The organism is Xanthomarina sp. F1114 (assembly GCF_026410255.1).
Classification (GTDB): Bacteria; Bacteroidota; Bacteroidia; order Flavobacteriales; family Flavobacteriaceae; genus Xanthomarina.
Window position 1 is genome coordinate 1 of record NZ_JAPMLL010000001.1, and the last position, 16,991, is coordinate 16,991.

Annotated in this window: 19 protein-coding genes and 1 pseudogene; 17 read left to right on the plus strand and 3 right to left on the minus strand. The window is 32.2% G+C overall.

Annotation, left to right across the window (positions count from 1 at the left end):
* Positions 1-516, minus strand: a pseudogene (locus tag OS188_RS00005) (transposase); the annotation flags it as partial.
* A 251-nt stretch (positions 517-767) separates the two neighbouring features.
* Between OS188_RS00005 and OS188_RS00010 the strand changes: the two are divergent.
* From OS188_RS00010 to OS188_RS00050, 9 genes are all read left to right on the plus strand, one after another.
* On the plus strand, positions 768-1,841 hold the full coding sequence (locus tag OS188_RS00010; protein ID WP_267146752.1) for a DUF1254 domain-containing protein: 1,074 nt from the start codon (positions 768-770) through the stop codon (positions 1,839-1,841).
* Between the two features lie 916 nt (positions 1,842-2,757).
* Entirely contained in the window at positions 2,758-2,916 is a 159-nt protein-coding gene (locus OS188_RS00015) for a hypothetical protein (protein WP_267146753.1), read from the plus strand.
* The gene (locus OS188_RS00020; RefSeq protein ID WP_267146754.1) at positions 2,889-3,173 is read left to right on the plus strand and encodes an amidohydrolase family protein; all 285 of its coding nucleotides are present in this window, start codon (positions 2,889-2,891) and stop codon (positions 3,171-3,173) included. Before OS188_RS00015 ends, OS188_RS00020 begins: the two co-directional genes overlap by 28 nt.
* Before the next feature lie 413 nt (positions 3,174-3,586).
* Positions 3,587-3,694, plus strand: a complete 108-nt coding sequence (locus tag OS188_RS00025; protein WP_267147012.1) for a pirin family protein — start codon at positions 3,587-3,589, stop codon at positions 3,692-3,694.
* Between the two features lie 349 nt (positions 3,695-4,043).
* Positions 4,044-4,757, plus strand: coding sequence for a pirin family protein (locus OS188_RS00030; protein ID WP_267147013.1), 714 nt, complete (start codon positions 4,044-4,046; stop codon positions 4,755-4,757).
* Between the two features lie 17 nt (positions 4,758-4,774).
* Positions 4,775-5,062: a GNAT family N-acetyltransferase gene (locus OS188_RS00035; RefSeq protein ID WP_267146755.1), complete on the plus strand. Its 288-nt coding sequence runs from the start codon at positions 4,775-4,777 to the stop codon at positions 5,060-5,062.
* Between the two features lie 14 nt (positions 5,063-5,076).
* A complete protein-coding gene (locus tag OS188_RS00040) occupies positions 5,077-5,508 on the plus strand; it encodes a DoxX family protein (RefSeq protein ID WP_267146756.1) in 432 nt (143 codons plus the stop codon).
* 27 nt (positions 5,509-5,535) lie between these two features.
* The gene (locus tag OS188_RS00045) at positions 5,536-6,057 is read left to right on the plus strand and encodes a YceI family protein (protein WP_267146757.1); all 522 of its coding nucleotides are present in this window, start codon (positions 5,536-5,538) and stop codon (positions 6,055-6,057) included.
* A 252-nt stretch (positions 6,058-6,309) separates the two neighbouring features.
* The gene (locus OS188_RS00050) at positions 6,310-6,888 is read left to right on the plus strand and encodes an MliC family protein (protein WP_267146758.1); all 579 of its coding nucleotides are present in this window, start codon (positions 6,310-6,312) and stop codon (positions 6,886-6,888) included.
* Positions 6,889-6,924: 36 nt separating this feature from the next.
* On the opposite strand, the gene OS188_RS00055 is transcribed toward OS188_RS00050, so the two are convergent.
* Positions 6,925-7,143 carry a hypothetical protein gene (locus OS188_RS00055; protein ID WP_267146759.1) on the minus strand — a complete coding sequence of 73 codons (219 nt, stop codon included), beginning with the start codon at positions 7,141-7,143 and terminating at the stop codon, positions 6,925-6,927.
* Positions 7,144-7,194: 51 nt separating this feature from the next.
* On the opposite strand from OS188_RS00055, the gene OS188_RS00060 reads away from it, so the two are divergent.
* From OS188_RS00060 to OS188_RS00095, 8 genes are all read left to right on the plus strand, one after another.
* Positions 7,195-7,812 carry a class I SAM-dependent methyltransferase gene (locus OS188_RS00060; RefSeq protein ID WP_267146760.1) on the plus strand — a complete coding sequence of 206 codons (618 nt, stop codon included), beginning with the start codon at positions 7,195-7,197 and terminating at the stop codon, positions 7,810-7,812.
* Between the two features lie 2,517 nt (positions 7,813-10,329).
* Positions 10,330-10,833: a lipocalin family protein gene (locus tag OS188_RS00065; protein ID WP_267146761.1), complete on the plus strand. Its 504-nt coding sequence runs from the start codon at positions 10,330-10,332 to the stop codon at positions 10,831-10,833.
* Positions 10,834-10,864: 31 nt separating this feature from the next.
* Positions 10,865-11,536, plus strand: a complete 672-nt coding sequence (locus tag OS188_RS00070; RefSeq protein WP_267146762.1) for a YiaD family glycine zipper/OmpA-like lipoprotein — start codon at positions 10,865-10,867, stop codon at positions 11,534-11,536.
* A 48-nt stretch (positions 11,537-11,584) separates the two neighbouring features.
* Entirely contained in the window at positions 11,585-13,108 is a 1,524-nt protein-coding gene (locus OS188_RS00075) for a DUF1214 domain-containing protein (RefSeq protein ID WP_267146763.1), read from the plus strand.
* 266 nt (positions 13,109-13,374) lie between these two features.
* A complete protein-coding gene (locus tag OS188_RS00080) occupies positions 13,375-13,947 on the plus strand; it encodes an AAA family ATPase (RefSeq protein ID WP_267146764.1) in 573 nt (190 codons plus the stop codon).
* A gap of 138 nt (positions 13,948-14,085) precedes the next feature.
* Positions 14,086-15,144 carry a hypothetical protein gene (locus OS188_RS00085; RefSeq protein WP_267146765.1) on the plus strand — a complete coding sequence of 353 codons (1,059 nt, stop codon included), beginning with the start codon at positions 14,086-14,088 and terminating at the stop codon, positions 15,142-15,144.
* A complete protein-coding gene (locus OS188_RS00090) occupies positions 15,141-15,758 on the plus strand; it encodes a WG repeat-containing protein (protein ID WP_267146766.1) in 618 nt (205 codons plus the stop codon). The genes OS188_RS00085 and OS188_RS00090 overlap by 4 nt, the downstream gene beginning before the upstream one ends.
* 55 nt (positions 15,759-15,813) lie before the next feature.
* Positions 15,814-16,239: a DUF3995 domain-containing protein gene (locus OS188_RS00095; RefSeq protein ID WP_267146767.1), complete on the plus strand. Its 426-nt coding sequence runs from the start codon at positions 15,814-15,816 to the stop codon at positions 16,237-16,239.
* Positions 16,240-16,376: 137 nt separating this feature from the next.
* Here OS188_RS00095 and gldD read toward each other — a convergent pair whose 3' ends face one another.
* Positions 16,377-16,958 carry a gliding motility lipoprotein GldD gene (gldD, locus tag OS188_RS00100; RefSeq protein WP_267146768.1) on the minus strand — a complete coding sequence of 194 codons (582 nt, stop codon included), beginning with the start codon at positions 16,956-16,958 and terminating at the stop codon, positions 16,377-16,379.
* Positions 16,959-16,991 lie beyond the last annotated feature (33 nt).

The following is a 16,991-nucleotide window of genomic DNA, read 5'->3' on the forward strand; positions in this document are numbered from 1 at the left end:
TCTCTGCATGCTTTGTTATATTTACAAGCGGTAAAACTGCACATAAATAATAAATTTCTGAGTTTTTGATTTCCCATTTTACTAATTCTTGGTCGACCTTTTACACGGCTTCCACTTTGCCTGATTATTGAGGTAATACCAACATAACTACACAGTTCTCTTGCGTTTGTAAAACGCTCAAATCCGCCAGTTAAAACCACTAACATAATTGCTGTCTTTCTGCCTATTCCCGGTATGCTTCCTAAACGAGTCAATAGATCTTGATGTGCTTCTTTTACAAAAACTAATAACTTATTCTCTAAGTTTTTAATCTCTTTTTCTAACTGTTTTAAACTACGTTTTAAAGAAGACACAACCACTTTGCTTGGGCTCACCCAAAACAGATTCTCCATGTAGTTTGCTTTTTTAGAATAGTGCTTTGCTTTGCATATACCAAAGGGCTCTAACGATTTGAAGATATTCTATTTCTTTCTTAGAATTTCCTTTCCATAACTTTAATTCTACTTGCTCTGCATAAGCATAAAAAAGGTCAGCCTATATCAGGACAAGACACTCTGTCTATGAAATAACACAAATTCTTGGAATATCTGCATTTGCCAAACTACCTGTAAAGAAACTGTTTACAGAATAACATATGAATCAAAGAATACCTTAATTTATTTGACAACAGTAAATTATTAACAGAAAATCATTAGCTTTATATTTCATATAGGTATTTTTACGAAAGGTTGTCGTCAGCAATCATTTAACCAATTAAACACTATCATATGAAATCTTTTAAATTATTCTATTCAGTAATCCTAGCCAGCCTAATTTTGACAGGTTGCGGTGATTCAAAAAAGCAAAAGGACAGTAAGGAGAGTAAAGACCCCATAACTATCAGTGAAGACAAGTCTATACCTGTCACTAAAGACAACTATGTGGCGGCTGAAACGAATTTATATTTTGAGAAACAAGCGAAAAAATCTCCTATAAACACTTTTACTCATGATGATGTGGTGACGCAAGAAAATCAATATATCATTCGTTCAAACCGAGATGTGGTTTATTCATCTGCAATAGTAGATATTTCTGAAGGTGCTACGTTCACAGTCCCACCTGGCAATTCATACCAGATTATTCAAGTTATCGACGAAAATCACTATACGCCGATGATTATTAGCCCTGGAGAAACAAAGACTATAACACCAAAAGATGTTACCAGCGGCACATGGATTTACGCATTCGCAAGAACCCAAATTACCAACGATATGGATGCATCAGTAGCTAGGCAAAAAGCCTTGAAAATTGAAGCCAAATCAGCCCGTCCGTTTGTTGGCAAGGACTTCAACGAAGCGGAGATTGTTTCGCTGAGGGAGAAAATGGTTGCTGAGTACATGGCAGGAAAGGTGAAAATTATTGAGCACAAGTCTTTTGTGAAATCACCTAAAGAGGCTGATCCAACCAGCCATTTATATGCTGCAGCTGTAGGTTGGGGTGGTCTGCCTTCATATAATGCACAGTATTTACCAACGACAAATGGACAGGGTAAAACAACTTGCCAATCTTATAGTATTCCCAAGCCAGATCTCGACTGGGACAAGGGTGGTTTCTTCTCATTCTCGACATACAGTAGTGAAGGTTGGATTGTTGAAGACAACTTCTATGTTGGATCTGCAAACATGCAGGATGATGGCGATAATTTCACCATTTTTATAAATTGTCCTGATAAAAAGAACAGCGTTACCGTACAAGAAGGTTGGACAGGGGTACTCCGATTCTATCTTCCTAATGATGAGATGGCATTTATAAAATATATAGATTCTATTCGAGGTATAAAAGTAGAACCTGTATCTGAATAATCTCATGGCAAACCTCATAGTGGGTGCCCAAGCCAAGGTACCACTATGAGGATTTATGCCAACATCTAGCTTAATCAGAACAACACGATTGACGCTACGCTCAGCTCCTCGCTCAAGTCTTTCAGAAGTTTTAAAAACTGTACATTAGTGAGAGTTAAAATTTAAGAGACATTGTGGTCATATAATTATTGTTACTTTCACCTTGCTTTATATTTTAGTACTTCAGTAGATAATTGAGAACATCTTACCTCAGCCTCACCAAAACTGTTATGGTCATATGTTGGCATTCATTCCGTTTTTGTAGCTCCAAAAAAACGTACTAATACGGTATTATCCAACAGTTTCCATATTGACACATACTTGGCAAGGTTAGAAGCTTCGTTTGCACTTTTTAATTTATATTTTGCTTCCCCTGTTTTAGAATGGGTTAGCGGACAAACCCTTTTTGTAAATGGTGGTGGCGAACAAACAATAGAATAACAAATGTTAGATAAGAAAAAATATAGATCGCCTACCCCAACTTTTATCATTTGGAATACTCTTTTGTATAGGATCTGTCATTGCTTTAATTAACTCAACTGAAAATTGGTTTTCACGGTCTGGTACTTTTCTAACTTTCGATTCGATCGTTGCTCAATTTTTCTTATCCAATTTGAGAAAGTGGGAAATTGAAAATTTATTTAAAAAGAAGAATTTAAAAATCCATTATACGAAATTGTGTAAATTCCTTTTGGAATAACAGGTTTTGTAAACACATTAATTTGGGGTAATGGAGATTTAATTTTATACTAAATACATGAGGATGAAAGGTATGATATCAGTTTTTACAGTAATACTGCTAATAAGTTGTGGGAACAAAAACAGCCAAAATCAAACTGATTTAGCCAATTTATATTACAATGGCAACATCATAACAATGGAAACTGAGGAACCTATTTATGCAGAAGCAGTGGTTGAAGAAAATGGAAAAATTGCATTTGTAGGAACGTTTAAAGAAGCCAAAAAACACTTTTGCCCGGGTTTATTGACCCACATAGTCATTTCGGTATGGTTTCTAACACCATGGGACAAGTAGATTTGAACCCTACTCCAGTAGGCAATGTAGAGAATATTGATAACCTTTTAGCGAACTTAAAAAAATATAAGGAAGAAAAAAACATCCCTGATGGAGAGTGGATTTTTGGTTGGGGTTATGACGATGGACAATTAGCAGATTTTGTGATTTTAGATGAAAATCCTTTAAGTATAGAACCAATGGAAATAAAAAATATCAACATATTGGAAACGATAAAAGAAGGAGAATCTGTTTTTGTACGTAAAAATGACAAATAGATTGTCAATAAATAATAAAAACTCAAAACATCTTGAAGGCAAGAAGATTGAAATGGCTAAAAATAAGAATAATATTTAATCCTATAAAGTGAAGGAAACAAAATACGTTTTAATGAAAATCTTTTTCTGACTAGGAAGGTCTTTCCCGATGTAGCCATAAACAAAAGTGCGTTTATGAAAGTTTTTAAATTGACTGACAATTTTACAATACATAGAGATGTTTTAAATTTGAACATAAGAAAAGAGCACATTTAGTAGTTTTTACTTCAAAAAATAACGTCATACAACAAAGAACTGAGTTAAAAAACAAGCAATTATTAATTGCGAATGATAGTACACTTTGTACTTTTACAATGAATAAAAATACGGCCATTTATATTTTTGGAGGCCAGCCTTTTCCAGATTAAAGATTCATTGATTGGAACTTTGTATCCTCTGGCAAGGAGCGCATAAAGGAAGCTAAACAAAAATGGAAAGCACGAAGGTTCCCAAAAACTAAAGGCCATTCTGAGAATTTGTAGCCTATCCAACTTTAAAGCGAAAACAAAAGCGTTTCATTTCGTTTATTCTTCAAAAGAACCACCATTAAATCTCTTAAAACTATAGGAAAACCGATATAATATTCTAAATATCGGATTTTCATAAGTTTCAACCTTTTTTTCATATTCCACAAGCTTCTAATATGTTTCATCTTTGCATTGTAATTAAAAGGTAAAGAAAATGAATCGCGAAAAATTTTTAAAAAGGTTTCTTTTAACAGGAGCAATTGGCGCAATTGCACCACAACTACTAAAAGCAGAAACATCTACTTACAATAGGTTAATGAAACAAGTAGGATTTAATCATTTACCAAATAAAAACTTAAGAACAATGAATACAGTAATTCACAAAGCAGAAACAAGAGGAAAAGCAAATCATGGTTGGTTAAATTCTCACCACACATTTAGTTTTGCAAATTATCATAATCCTGAACGTATGAGTTTTGGTGTACTACGTGTTTTAAATGATGATATAGTACAAGCAGGTATGGGATTTGGAACACATCCACATGACAATATGGAGATTGTATCTATTCCTTTGGAAGGAGATTTAGAGCACAAAGACAGTATTGGGAACACGACTGTGATAAAAGAAGGCGATGTTCAAATCATGAGTGCAGGAACAGGAGTTACGCATTCAGAATACAACAAAAACAAAGATAAACAAGTTAAATTTCTTCAAATCTGGGTATTTCCAAATAAAAGAAACATAACACCAGAATACGATCAGATTTCTTTGAAAGACATTGAGAAGAAAAATGAATTCTATCAGATTGTTTCTCCTAATAATGATGAGCAAGGCGTTCAAATTAATCAAGATGCTTGGTTTCATCTTGGGAGATTAACAAAGGGCACTGTTGATGTATACAAAATAAAAAAAGAGGGAAATGGGGTTTATGCCTTCATTCTTGAAGGTGAAGTAGAAATCAACAATGAAAAACTATCCAAAAGAGATGGAATGGGAATTTGGAATACAGATTCAATTAATGTAAAAGCCACAGAAAATGCTCGTATACTTTTAATGGAAGTTCCAATGTCAGTTTAATTGTAAAATAGAACATTATGGATATTCAGATAAAAGAAAACGAAACAAAAGGCTACGCAATTGCCGTAGATAATGGTAAAATAGCGGGTAAAATGACCTATTCTATACCTACCTCAGCTTTTATAATCATTGATCATACAGAAGTAGTTTCAGCATTTGAAGGTAAGGGAGTAGGAAAACAGATGCTTTACAAAATCGTAGAAATGGCACGTGAAAAGGAAATTAAAATATTGCCGCTTTGTCCTTTTGCACACCCAATGTTTAAGAAATTAACAGAAATTCAAGACGTATTAAAACAATCATAATTAAATCGATAAAAATGAAAACAATAACAACCAACATATTCACTCCTGGATTTTATCCTAATAATGTAAACACAGCACTTTTAATATTGCGAGTAGTAATCGGAATTTTAATGCTAACTCACGGTTGGGGAAAAATGGAAACTTTATTCAGTGGTGAACCTATACAATTTGCAGACCCAATTGGTTTAGGTGCAAACTTTTCTTTAGCATTAGCAGTATTTGCAGAAGTACTTTGTTCAATTTTATTAATAATAGGTTTGGGTACTCGTTTAGCAGCAATTCCTTTGCTCATTACAATGTTGATTGCAGCTTTTATCGTTCACGCAAATGATGGATTTGGTAAGCAAGAATTTGCATTACTCTATGCAGTAATCTACTTGACTATTGCCATGATAGGCTCAGGAAAATACTCTTTAGATTACATGATATCAAAAAAACTTAAATAAATACATAACTTTTAAAAATTAAGAATAATGGAAAACAACACAAATTGGTCAATAGACAACACACATTCGGAAATTGCTTTTAAAGTAAAGCATATGATGATTTCAACAGTAACAGGTTATTTTGAAGATTTTGAAGCTACTGCAAAAACAGATGGCGACAATTTCAACAACGCTGTAATTGAATTTAGTGCAAAAACAGCATCAATAAACACCAAAAACAAAGACAGAGACGCACATTTGAGATCAGATGATTTCTTTAATTCAGAAAAATTTCCAGAAATGAAATTTGTATCAAAATCATTTGTAGGTGATAAACTAGTAGGTGATTTAACCATAAGAGACGTAACCAAAGAAGTTACTTTAAATGCTGATCTTAACGGTATCGCGGTGGATCCTTACGGCCAAACTAAAGCAGGTTTTGAAATTACTGGAGAACTTAATAGAAAAGACTTTAATTTAACTTGGAGTTCAGTTACTGAAGCAGGAAGTATTGTTGTTTCTGACAAAGTTAAATTGGCGGTTGATGTACAATTTACTAAACAATCATAATTAGAAATATGCAATTGTTGGAAAGCATAATATGGCGTAATGCTGTTAAAAAGTAATACATCAAAAAAGGTTTTACAATAAAATATCGTTTATAAAAGAGGTCGTCCAATGGGCTGCCTCTTTTTATGTTTTGTAATCTTTTCAACCTTTTAATAATTAAAAAAACTTATATAGTTTGGCACACTCTTTGAATTTTTTTTGAGATTAATAATACCAGTCCATAAAAGGCAAAAATTTTTAAAAAAAATAAAAATGAAAAAAAATATTTTAGTAATTACACTACTTGCAGCTTTAGTTTTAAACGCTTGTAAAGATGCACCAAAAAAGGAAGATTTAGAATCTACAAAAACCGAAACTGTTGATAGTAGTACCGATGATATTGTAGTAACAAGGTCAACAAACAAAGATGGAGAAAAATTAGATCTTTCATTCAATAACACAAAGGGAACGGCAAGTCTTAATTTTAAAGGAGAAATTATTGAATTGGCACAAGAAAGAGCGGCATCAGGCATTTGGTATAAAAATGATATTTACGAATTAAGAGGAAAAGGAAACGATATTGAACTAAAAAAAGATGGGAAAGTGGTTTTTAAGCACGAAGACGATATTGTAAGCACTGTGTTACAAGATAAAGAAGGACAAACATTGGATATGACTTTTAATAACACTAATGGTACTGTCAAAGTTTACTTAAATGGTGGCCAACAAATTGATTTAGTAGCAGAAAATGCAGCATCTGGTATTTGGTATAAAAATGACCTATATGAATTAAGAGGGAAAGGAGAACACCTTGAATTGACCAAAGAAGGAAAAACAATATTTAAAAACTAAAACTATTACCTTAAAAAAACAGATTTTTATATTTCATTAAAGGTAAAACTCAATAATATTTTTGAGAATACAATTAAAATTTCTGTAAATATAACCACCTATAACAATATAAAGATAGCTATTACAGGCTTGCTCAATGGTTTTTACCTCTTTAGTAAGTCCGCCAAATTTTAATTTTTCTATATTTAGAAAGTTAAAGATAAATAGCAAAAATAAAAATCCGCCTCGTATGTAATCCGAAAGGTTAGCGTCCATTTACACGCTACGTTTTATATACGGAGACGATTTACGCAATTAAAAAACAATATGGAGAAATTTTGGAATGATAGATATAAAAATAAAGAATTCGCATACGGAAAAAGCCCAAACGTATTTTTTAAAGAGACAATTAATGAATTAAATTTATCGGGGAAAATACTTTTACCTGCTGAAGGAGAAGGACGAAACGCAGTTTATGCCTCAAAAAACGGACTTGATGTAACAGCATTCGACATAAGCGAAGAAGGAAAAATTAAGGCTATGGAATTAGCTCGTTCGGAAGGAGTTAAAATTGAATATAAAGTTGGAGAGCTGAATCAAATGAACTTCAAAAAAAATAGTTTTGATTCTCTTGCTCTTATTTATGCTCATTTTCCGGCCAACACGAAAGAAAAACTACATAAAAAATTAGCTGAATTAATAAAACCAAATGGGTATTTAATTTTGGAAGGCTTTAGTGTAAATAATCTTGAACTACGAGAAAAGAATCCAAAAATTGGAGGTCCTGGAAAAAGAGAAATGCTATTTTCAGAAAAAGAAATGAAAGAAACTTTCAAAAATTTTGAAATCATAAAACTCAATGAAACACTAATAGATTTAAATGAAGGCAATTTTCACAACGGATTAGCAAGTGTTATAAGATTTATCGGAAAAAAAATTGCGTAGAGCACCGTGTATAATTAATTGCAGGCTCTTTCCTACTTACGAATCCCGATAGCTCTTAGAATCCGCACTTCTTTGTAAAAGCAAATTTTTCTGAAATTTAAGAGTGGGAATAATTTCGATTCTTTGTTTTATAAGCGTTCTTTTGTCTATTTTATTTTTGATAGCGAATTTTTCCTCTCTTTAAGGTGAAAGGAATATCTTTTTCTTCGATTAAGAGAATACCTTCCCTCGCTCAGTGCTCTGAGCTTCTATAGTTCTCCAGTATTTATTTGTTTTTTACCTTCTTACCATAGCTGCGTGTGATAATCTTTGGATGAATAGACCCTTAGTTTGAGCTGCCTGCTCTGTTTGTTCCAAGTTGTTGATCTTCTTAACCTTTTTTGCATCCAGTAAATCAAAAAACCTTTTCAATGTATCTATCTGGAATGATTTAGCATCTGAGTTCCCGTTCCTATTTTCAATATAAAGAATGTGCGCTTCGTTTATTGTGCACACCCCTGGCTGATAGCCATATTGCTTTTTATAAGACATCCTGCTATCTTATTTTTCGTTGAAAATGATTGTGTTATCGTAATCAACGGTAAGGATGTCAGCCTTGAGAACTCCGATTCTTTCAAGAATATCAATATTTAAACGCTCCAATGTAGGGTTTGTGCAATATTGATGGGTTGCAATACCTCTCTTTGTCATACAGGTCTGGACTGGATCGCTAAGTCGTGAGAGTCTTCTTAAAACGGTATCAGGGCTTGCGAGTTTTACATACGGATTGTCTATAAAATGAGATTTCAGATGGGTCTGCAAGTCCTCGATTACAATCTCCCCCGTAGAGATAAACTGATTTAAGGGAATAGAAAATATCTTTCCAGGAATATTTACTATGGCCAGCCATTGAGGGCAGGGCATCGTTGTAAAGTTGACCGATATTCATCTTGTTTAAGTTGTCAAAAACAAAATTGGCTCCTCCAAAAGCTGAAATAGAATTTGATTTTATTATCTTCACGTCTGTAGTACTAAGCAACACTAATTTAAGTGAATATTACGTAGCTGCAAAGCCTTATCCAATAAGGATTTGCAGCATTTTTATTATGAGACTTACGGATTCTAGGAACTATCGGGAGTACGAAATTTAGGGATAAAAAGAGAGAGGATTATCAATGTTGTCGAAGTCTAAAGCTTGACTGTATATACTAACCTTAATTCTCTCTTTTGTTCTTTCTGATTTATTAGTCCAATTTAATACTTTGTAAACTTAAGCTGTATATAAAAAATGCGTAGTTTAGTGCTTAATCGAAGCGAAAGCGCGTGTTTGCTTTCATCCAATTTTTGTTCCGAAATCCGCTGACACAAACACGCATTAAATCATGCACAAAACGCTGACAAACAGTATGACAAAACTATTTCGGAATTTAGGAATACTTATTTTTCCATTTGTAATAATGATTACTGTAAATGAAATTGTAAGGCATAACATTTCAGAGAAACAGCATTCAGCTCATATAATTAATGGAATAAGAACGATTAACTCAAAAAAGAATTTAAAAGATAATTGTACATGGATTTGCTATTATCAAACAACTAACATTTGTAAAAAAAAACACGTTAAATATTTAACTGAATACTACAAATACACCGACAGTTTTTACTTTGGTATAATAAACACACTACATAACACTGGTAGTTACAAGCTAGCAAATATTATTTTTTTGGTAATTCTTTGTCCTTCTCTAATTTGGGTGTTCGTAATTAAATCTTTGAGCATACAAAGTCAAATAAAAAAGTTAAAGAATTAAAATGGATAAGCTAATAGAGATTTTTAACTATTCTTTTACATATTGCACAGATTTTGTTCTTAACTGTGCCAATATCTTAAATTTATCTTATTATGAAATCAATTTTATATTATTTTGCTTAATCTATCCAATATTAATATTTGGTTCATTCGGAATGTTTTTAATACAGAAGAAAAGATTAAATAACTTACAAAGAAAAATCAAAAAAAACATCTGATAATTTTTTAATTTGCTTTACTTGGTTTCAGTTCTTCGCGGTAAAACCAATTGTAACACACTATTAATTTTCTCATTGAAAGTTATAACACCTTGTTGTTTCCATTAAACCATAACCCTCAATGTATAAGCGCTTTAAATTATTCTAAAAACCTGAAAAGCCATTTTTAAATTATAGTAACTGCTATCATTAACCTGTAGTCTCAAAGACTAAATGTCTTATGTTTATTCCAAAAATATTTAATATCTTTAGTAATAAAAATAACTTTTAAAAGAACCACTGCGAGAGTTTTAACGATTTAAATTTGAGGTTTAAAAGTTACAAGCCTGTTCTTATGTTTAGGCCGAAAGCTGTAAAAACTTGAGATTTGGACATATAAATAGACCTACTTTCTTGTTATTTATATGTCTTAATCTAGTGTATTTATTAAAACGCCAACTAAAGCCCAATAAAAAGAATGTTTGTTTTAAAGTTTAGAACGATTAAGAATTAACTTAAAAAAAAGATGTCATGAAAAAACTCATCACAATTAGTATATTTTTTTCGATAATCGTTGGTTGCGGATCAACAAAAGAACTAAACGGGATTCCAGGAAAAAAAACACTAAAAGGGGAATGGCAAGTTGATGAAATAGAATTTTTTGGAGCTGAAGGAACTTATAAAGCATATATGTTCGACATGGCAGACTCCTATTGCTTTAAAAACAGCGTATGGATGTTTATCCCTAACAATTATACTGGTAAATTTACATTAACATCAAGTGCATCAAGTTGCGAGTCATCAACAGCCCGTTTTCGTTGGTCCTATTTTGATACAGATGAAGAGCGTTTTATCCAATTCAAATATATTAATGAAAAAAACAAATCTATTGACCCAATGAATCGAGGTTATCGAATGAAAATAAAAAGCTTGAATCAAACCAATATGAAACTTGAAATGGATTTGGAGTACCAAGGATCGCCATTTACAGTTGTAATGAGCATGTCAAAAATTTCAAACAATGTAGTACTGTAGAACAGATTACAATTAAAAATAATTTTGAAACATGAAAAATATACTAAGAACTACCCTAGCAATTAGCATTGTTTTATGCTTAATAAGTTGTAATGCAATGAAAAATGCAAATAAAACTCAAAAAGGTGCTGGAATTGGAGTGGCCAGTGGTGCTATTGCTGGTGGAATTATAGGAGGCAATCTCAAAGGTGCTCTTATTGGAGCTGCCATAGGTGGGGTGAGCGGTGCTATAATTGGCAATGTAATGGATAAACAAGCCAGAAAAATTGAAGAAGCTATTCCCGGTGCAGAAGTAGAGCGTGTAGGTGAAGGAATTCATGTGGTTTTTGATGAGAATAGTGGTGTTAACTTTGCCACAAACAAATCGGATCTAACTAGTAAATCGGAAGAAAATCTTGATAAAGTTGCCAAAATCCTAATTGAATTTCCAGATACTAACATCACCATTCAAGGACATACCGATAACACTGGAAAAAATGACTACAATCTTAGTTTATCAAGAAAGAGAGCAGAGTCTGTAGCAGAGTATTTAAGTTCAAATGGCGTATCTTTTTCACGTTTTAGGATAGAAGCATTGGGGGAAGACGCTCCGCGATATGATAATAACACAGTTGAAGGACGGGCACAAAACAGAAGAGTAGAAATGGCAATAAGCGCAAATCAAGAAATGATTGAAGATGCTCAAGCAAAACAACGCAATTAACCTTTAAGTTAAATATATAACAACAATTAAACCTAAATACAAATTAATATGAAATCTAAAAATTTACTTTTCATAATTTTTGCTTCATCGATTATTTTAACGGGATATAGTCAAACGAAACCCAATAAAGTATCTGTAGCAAACAAATCCATTATCAATTCTGATTTAATAGGCAGTCAAAAATTGAATTCAGCCATAGGAACAATTGAATTAGACAATACCTTCCCAACCGATGAAACGATGAAACGAATTTATGAAGTCCGCGATATTCAGCGGGCATCAGAAATAGTACTTTGGAGTTTGCCTACCATTCAGTTCCAAGCCTGGAAAGAAGGACAAGAAAACGCATTTGGCACGAATGGTCCCGAATTTGTTGTTTACACAACCCTGAAAGAAAATACAGGAATTGTAACGTCAAATGCAACCACACCTTACATTTTTGGATGGCCAGATTTAACAAAAACCGGTCCAATAGTTATTGAAATGCCGGCAGGAAATTATGCTTCCGCAATTATGGATTGGTGGGAATATCCGGTATGCGATATGGGGCTTACTGGGCCAGATAAAGGAAACGGAGGCAAATATGTTATTGTAGGTCCTAATGATAACGCTGAAGACTTTAAAGATAAAGGAGACTTTATTTTTCAATCACGAACCAATAAATTAAGTGTTGGATTCAGAGTACTAGAACCAGGAGATGAGGCTATAAAAGAGTTTACAGATATTGTTAAAGTATATCCTCTAAAAAATGACAACCACGATACTAAGTTTGTTTTTAAAGCCGATAAAGATTGGTACGGACAAGCTCCTATTGGATTAAAATATTTTGAAATGCTTCACAGAGCAATACAAAATGAACCCGTTAGAGATCGTGATAAAGCGTATATGGAATGGCTTCATTACTTCGGCATAATGGATGGCGAACCTTTTGAGCCATCAGAAAATATCAAAAACATTCTAGAAGAAGGTGGAAGACTTGGAGAACTTACCGCACGTGCCAATGCTATGGAGCCTTATTTTGCGAAACCTTACTATGAAGGCACCAACTGGTATCGTTTAATTGACTTCCCAATTGAACAAGAAGATAGTGTGCGGTACTATACAGACGAAAGAGCTGCTTGGTTTTATGAGGCTGTAACCACCACTAAGGGAATGAAAACAGAAACGCCAGGTCAAGGACAAGTATATTTAAGTACAAAACGAGATAGTGATGGTGATTTCTTAAAAGGTGGAGAAACCTATAAGCTGACGATTCCTGCTAATGCACCTTTCGAGCAGTTTTGGTCTCTTACTCCTTATAGCGAACACACTCGTGGATTAATACGCTCTGAAATAACAGAGTTTATTGATGCTAACAGAGACTCTAGAGATGAACGTTTGGTATTTAATGATGATGGTTCTGTAGACCTTTACTTTGGTCCAGACGATAGTAAAGTGCCAAGTGAATTTCACAACAATTGGATGCAGACAAATATAGACGAAGGTTGGTTTCCATATTTCAGACTCTACGCACCAAAAAAAGAATTCTTCGATAAAAGCTGGAAGCTAGCAGATATTGAAAAAATTAAATAATAATTTAAACCATTTCCTAAACAGAAACAGCCATAGTTTTCTACATGTTAAGGGTTTTTAATTTATCATTTTTTTTTGGATTAGAGAACCATAAAAAAGAGCAGGTTTTCTTCAAAAGCTATGAGGGTTAACAAGATTATAGATTCTAGGTTGGGTATAGAATATAACCTTGATCAAATCCGTTTTGGTTTCATATATATCTGCTTACTTATTTTAAAACAGTAGCAAACTCAATATTATTTCACCTAACCGAACGAGAATCGAAAATGATTGAACCAAAAGAAAAAAATAATTTCTATGTTATAACAGGTGGTCCAGGGGTGGGAAAAACAACTTTGTTAGAAGAGTTAAAACACCGAAATTACAGTATTATTCCTGAAATAGCTCGCGAATTAATACAAGAGCAGCAAAAAGACAACGGAATAGCTTTGCCTTGGAAAAACAAGAACCTATATAAAGAAATGATGTTTGAGCGTTCGATAAATAGTTTTGAGGTCGTTGACAAAAAATTGAATAATGAAAAACCTGTTTTCTTCGATCGTGGGTTTTTAGACAGTATTTGTTATGCCGATTTAATTCAATCAGAAATAAGTGAACGTATGAAATTATACGCAGAAAGCTGGAAATACAATAGAAATATATTTATACTTCCACCTTGGCGAGAAATTTACGAAACCGACACCGAACGAAAACAAGATTGGGATGAAGCTGTTTTAACCTATGAAAAAATGTGTAAAACATACAGAAGTTACGGATATAATATAATTGGAATACCAAAAGTCTCCGTAAAGAATAGAGCTAATTTTATATTGAAACTAATTGAACAAAACCGAAAATAAAAATACAATCAAAACGTTTTACATAAAAGGGGTTTATGTAATATAAACAACCGATATTTAAGGATAATTGTAGTGTTTCATTTTAATGCAAACATAAATTGTATTTATAAATGACTCGCAAAAACATTAAAAATTAAAATGAAAGTACTTACCTACCTTGTATTCATATTACTTTCTACCCATATATTTGGTCAACAAATGGATTCTATTGCATATAAAGAAATCGATGTTATAATTAAAGATCATTTTGATTCATATTCACATATTTTCAAACAAAAACTAACAAACAGCATACAAACAGAAAATTATATACGTCCTTGGGATGAAGAAATGCTTTCAGAAAACACACTAAGCGCCTATTTAAATACTATATCTAATAATGCAAAGATTAAAACAGATAGTTCTTGGACAAATTATAACAGATTGGTAATTTACTCTTACCTACCTGAAGATGATAATAAAAATATACTTGAAAATTTTAAATTCGAAATAATAAAACACAATCTAATCGACTCCAACAACAATGTTGTGAACGTAGAAAAATATGCGTCAGGTAAAAACTGGAGTTACGATCAACCATGTAATACCACAGGCAAAAAGCCTGCGACTAATTTATGTAAAAAAGTAGATTCACAATTTAAATTAGAGGCAATCCCTTCGGAACAATTGTTAGGAGACGTTTTAATTAATACCAAATTTCTTTCTGGCTATTCGCACATAAAAATAACAGACAGTCTTCTAAGCAAGTCTTTAAGTTTAAGTCAGGAAGAATTTACAATTATTGAAATTACTGACAATAAAATTGTTGTACTTAATGCTACAGACAAAAATGAATTTCTTCAAAAAACATCATTCGTTAATTTAGACAAAAATGGAAACCGTCTAGGCTCTAAGCTCATTGAAACAAAGAAAAAAGCTAATCGAGATCAATTTATTTGGCAAGGACAATCTAGCCAAACAATTGATGCTTATAATTACAAACTATTTAAAGAAAACCCCTATTTATCTTATGATACTTATAAAAATATGGTTCGTGAGAAACTAATAAGAGTATTTAAATCAAATAACCGCGAAGCTACATATAAGAAGGAGTATGGGGAAATATATACCATTATAAACATAGGCAGCAACATTGAAAACCTATATTTATACACACCCAATTATTTAGAAAAAATGTTTACTATTCAATTAAAATGAAAATAAATAAAACACATATTATTCTTCTGTCTTTTATTATTTGTTCTTATGTTCAAGGACAAGAAAAATTTAAAATTGAGGTCAGACAAACAGACTCTGGCAAAGAAATTTATAGTATTATAGACACAAAAGACCAATCTATTAAAGAGCTTGACAATAATAAATACAGCATATATTTTGGAGATAATACCTATCAATATTTTGCTGTTTTTGAAATTAAAGGAGCACTTGATTGGTATGCTATAGACAAAAATGAAGAAGTCTTATTCTTAGTTTATAACACAAATCCGGGAGAGCCTAGTCCAGACAAACTAATTGAAAACAAAATTAGAATAGTTGACAAACAAGGTAAGATTGGATTTGCCAATTATAAAGGGGAAGTTATTATACAACCTCAATTTGAAATAGCCACTTCTTTCCACAACGGAAAGGCTATTGTTGGTCAAGATTGCAAAAATGTTCCCTGGCACGACCATGATCAGGGAGAGGCTTGTAATCATTACAGCATAGAATGTCAGAATAATGGTTATATCAATGAGAAAGGAGAAGTTTTAAAAATGGGAGATTTTTCATTTGAAGAAATAAGAGAAGAAATAGAATGGGAAAAATTATAAAAACAAAGCTTTATAAATAAATATGTATACACTTAATTTTTAGATAATTAAAACTATGGTTATAACTCTACTATTAAGTATTGTTTTTATTGGGCTTGGAATTATTCATTTTAATTGGGTATTTGGAGGAAAATGGGGATTTCAAGAGTCTTTACCAACAAACAGAAATGGAGAAAAAGTATTAAATCCTAAAACTATTGACTGTCTTATAGTCGGTTTCTTTTTAATAGTTTTTGGTATGTTTTACTTCTTAAAACTAGGTTTAATTACTCTTCAAATGCCTCATAAAATTTCAACAATTGCTGGTTGGACAATTCCAATTATCTTTCTTTTAAGAGCTGTAGGGGAATTCAATTATATTGGATTTTTCAAACAAGTTAAAGGTACAGAGTTTGCCAAACTTGACAGCAAGTATTTTTCTCCTCTATGTTTAATTGTAGGGTTATTAGGAATAATAACTCAAATTAACACAGGTATTTAAGGCCAAAACACTTATTACAATAAAATCATTTTCATTTTTATTGTTTGTCACATTTTAAATATATGTACAGTTTACAGAAAGACCATTTATTTGATATAGCTTTAAAAACACGCCATTTTCCATGACACAAGAAGGTTTTACTTCCAGGCAATACTTTCCATTATTTGCTTAATATCTCTTTCTAGATATTTTGCAGCAGGATAAATAGAATCGTAATTAGGTTTTGTATAAAAGTATAAGGAACCAGTTAAAAAATGTTCTGTACTATCTGTTACATAAAACTGAGATTGCGAAGCTGCATTACCTCCTATTTCATATAACATACCATAAACCTTTCTATTGTTATTAATATAAGGCTGCTCTACAATCTCATCTGCTTTTCTAGTGTGTTCTTGAGTAAATCTCTGAGCATCTTGTAAATAAGCTATCAGGTTTTCTTTGTTTTGATTTACATTCTTATAGGTAAGATATATGGAGCCTTTTAAAGGAGCATACTCTAAGGTTAGCCCATAGCTTTCTGTAGCTCCAGGAATAATTTTAGTTTCTACCTTGCTAACTAAATCATTTTTATCAAAAGTAAAAGGAAGACTATCTTGAAATTTATTATAGTTTGGTTCTGGAAATTCTAATCGCAAATAAGCATGAGGTTTTGGCACTGGATCTTGACCACAAGACAGGCATACAAGAAGAATACAGATAATTAGAAAACTATTTTTCATTTAAATAATATTAAAATTCGTTCTTTTTAAGAC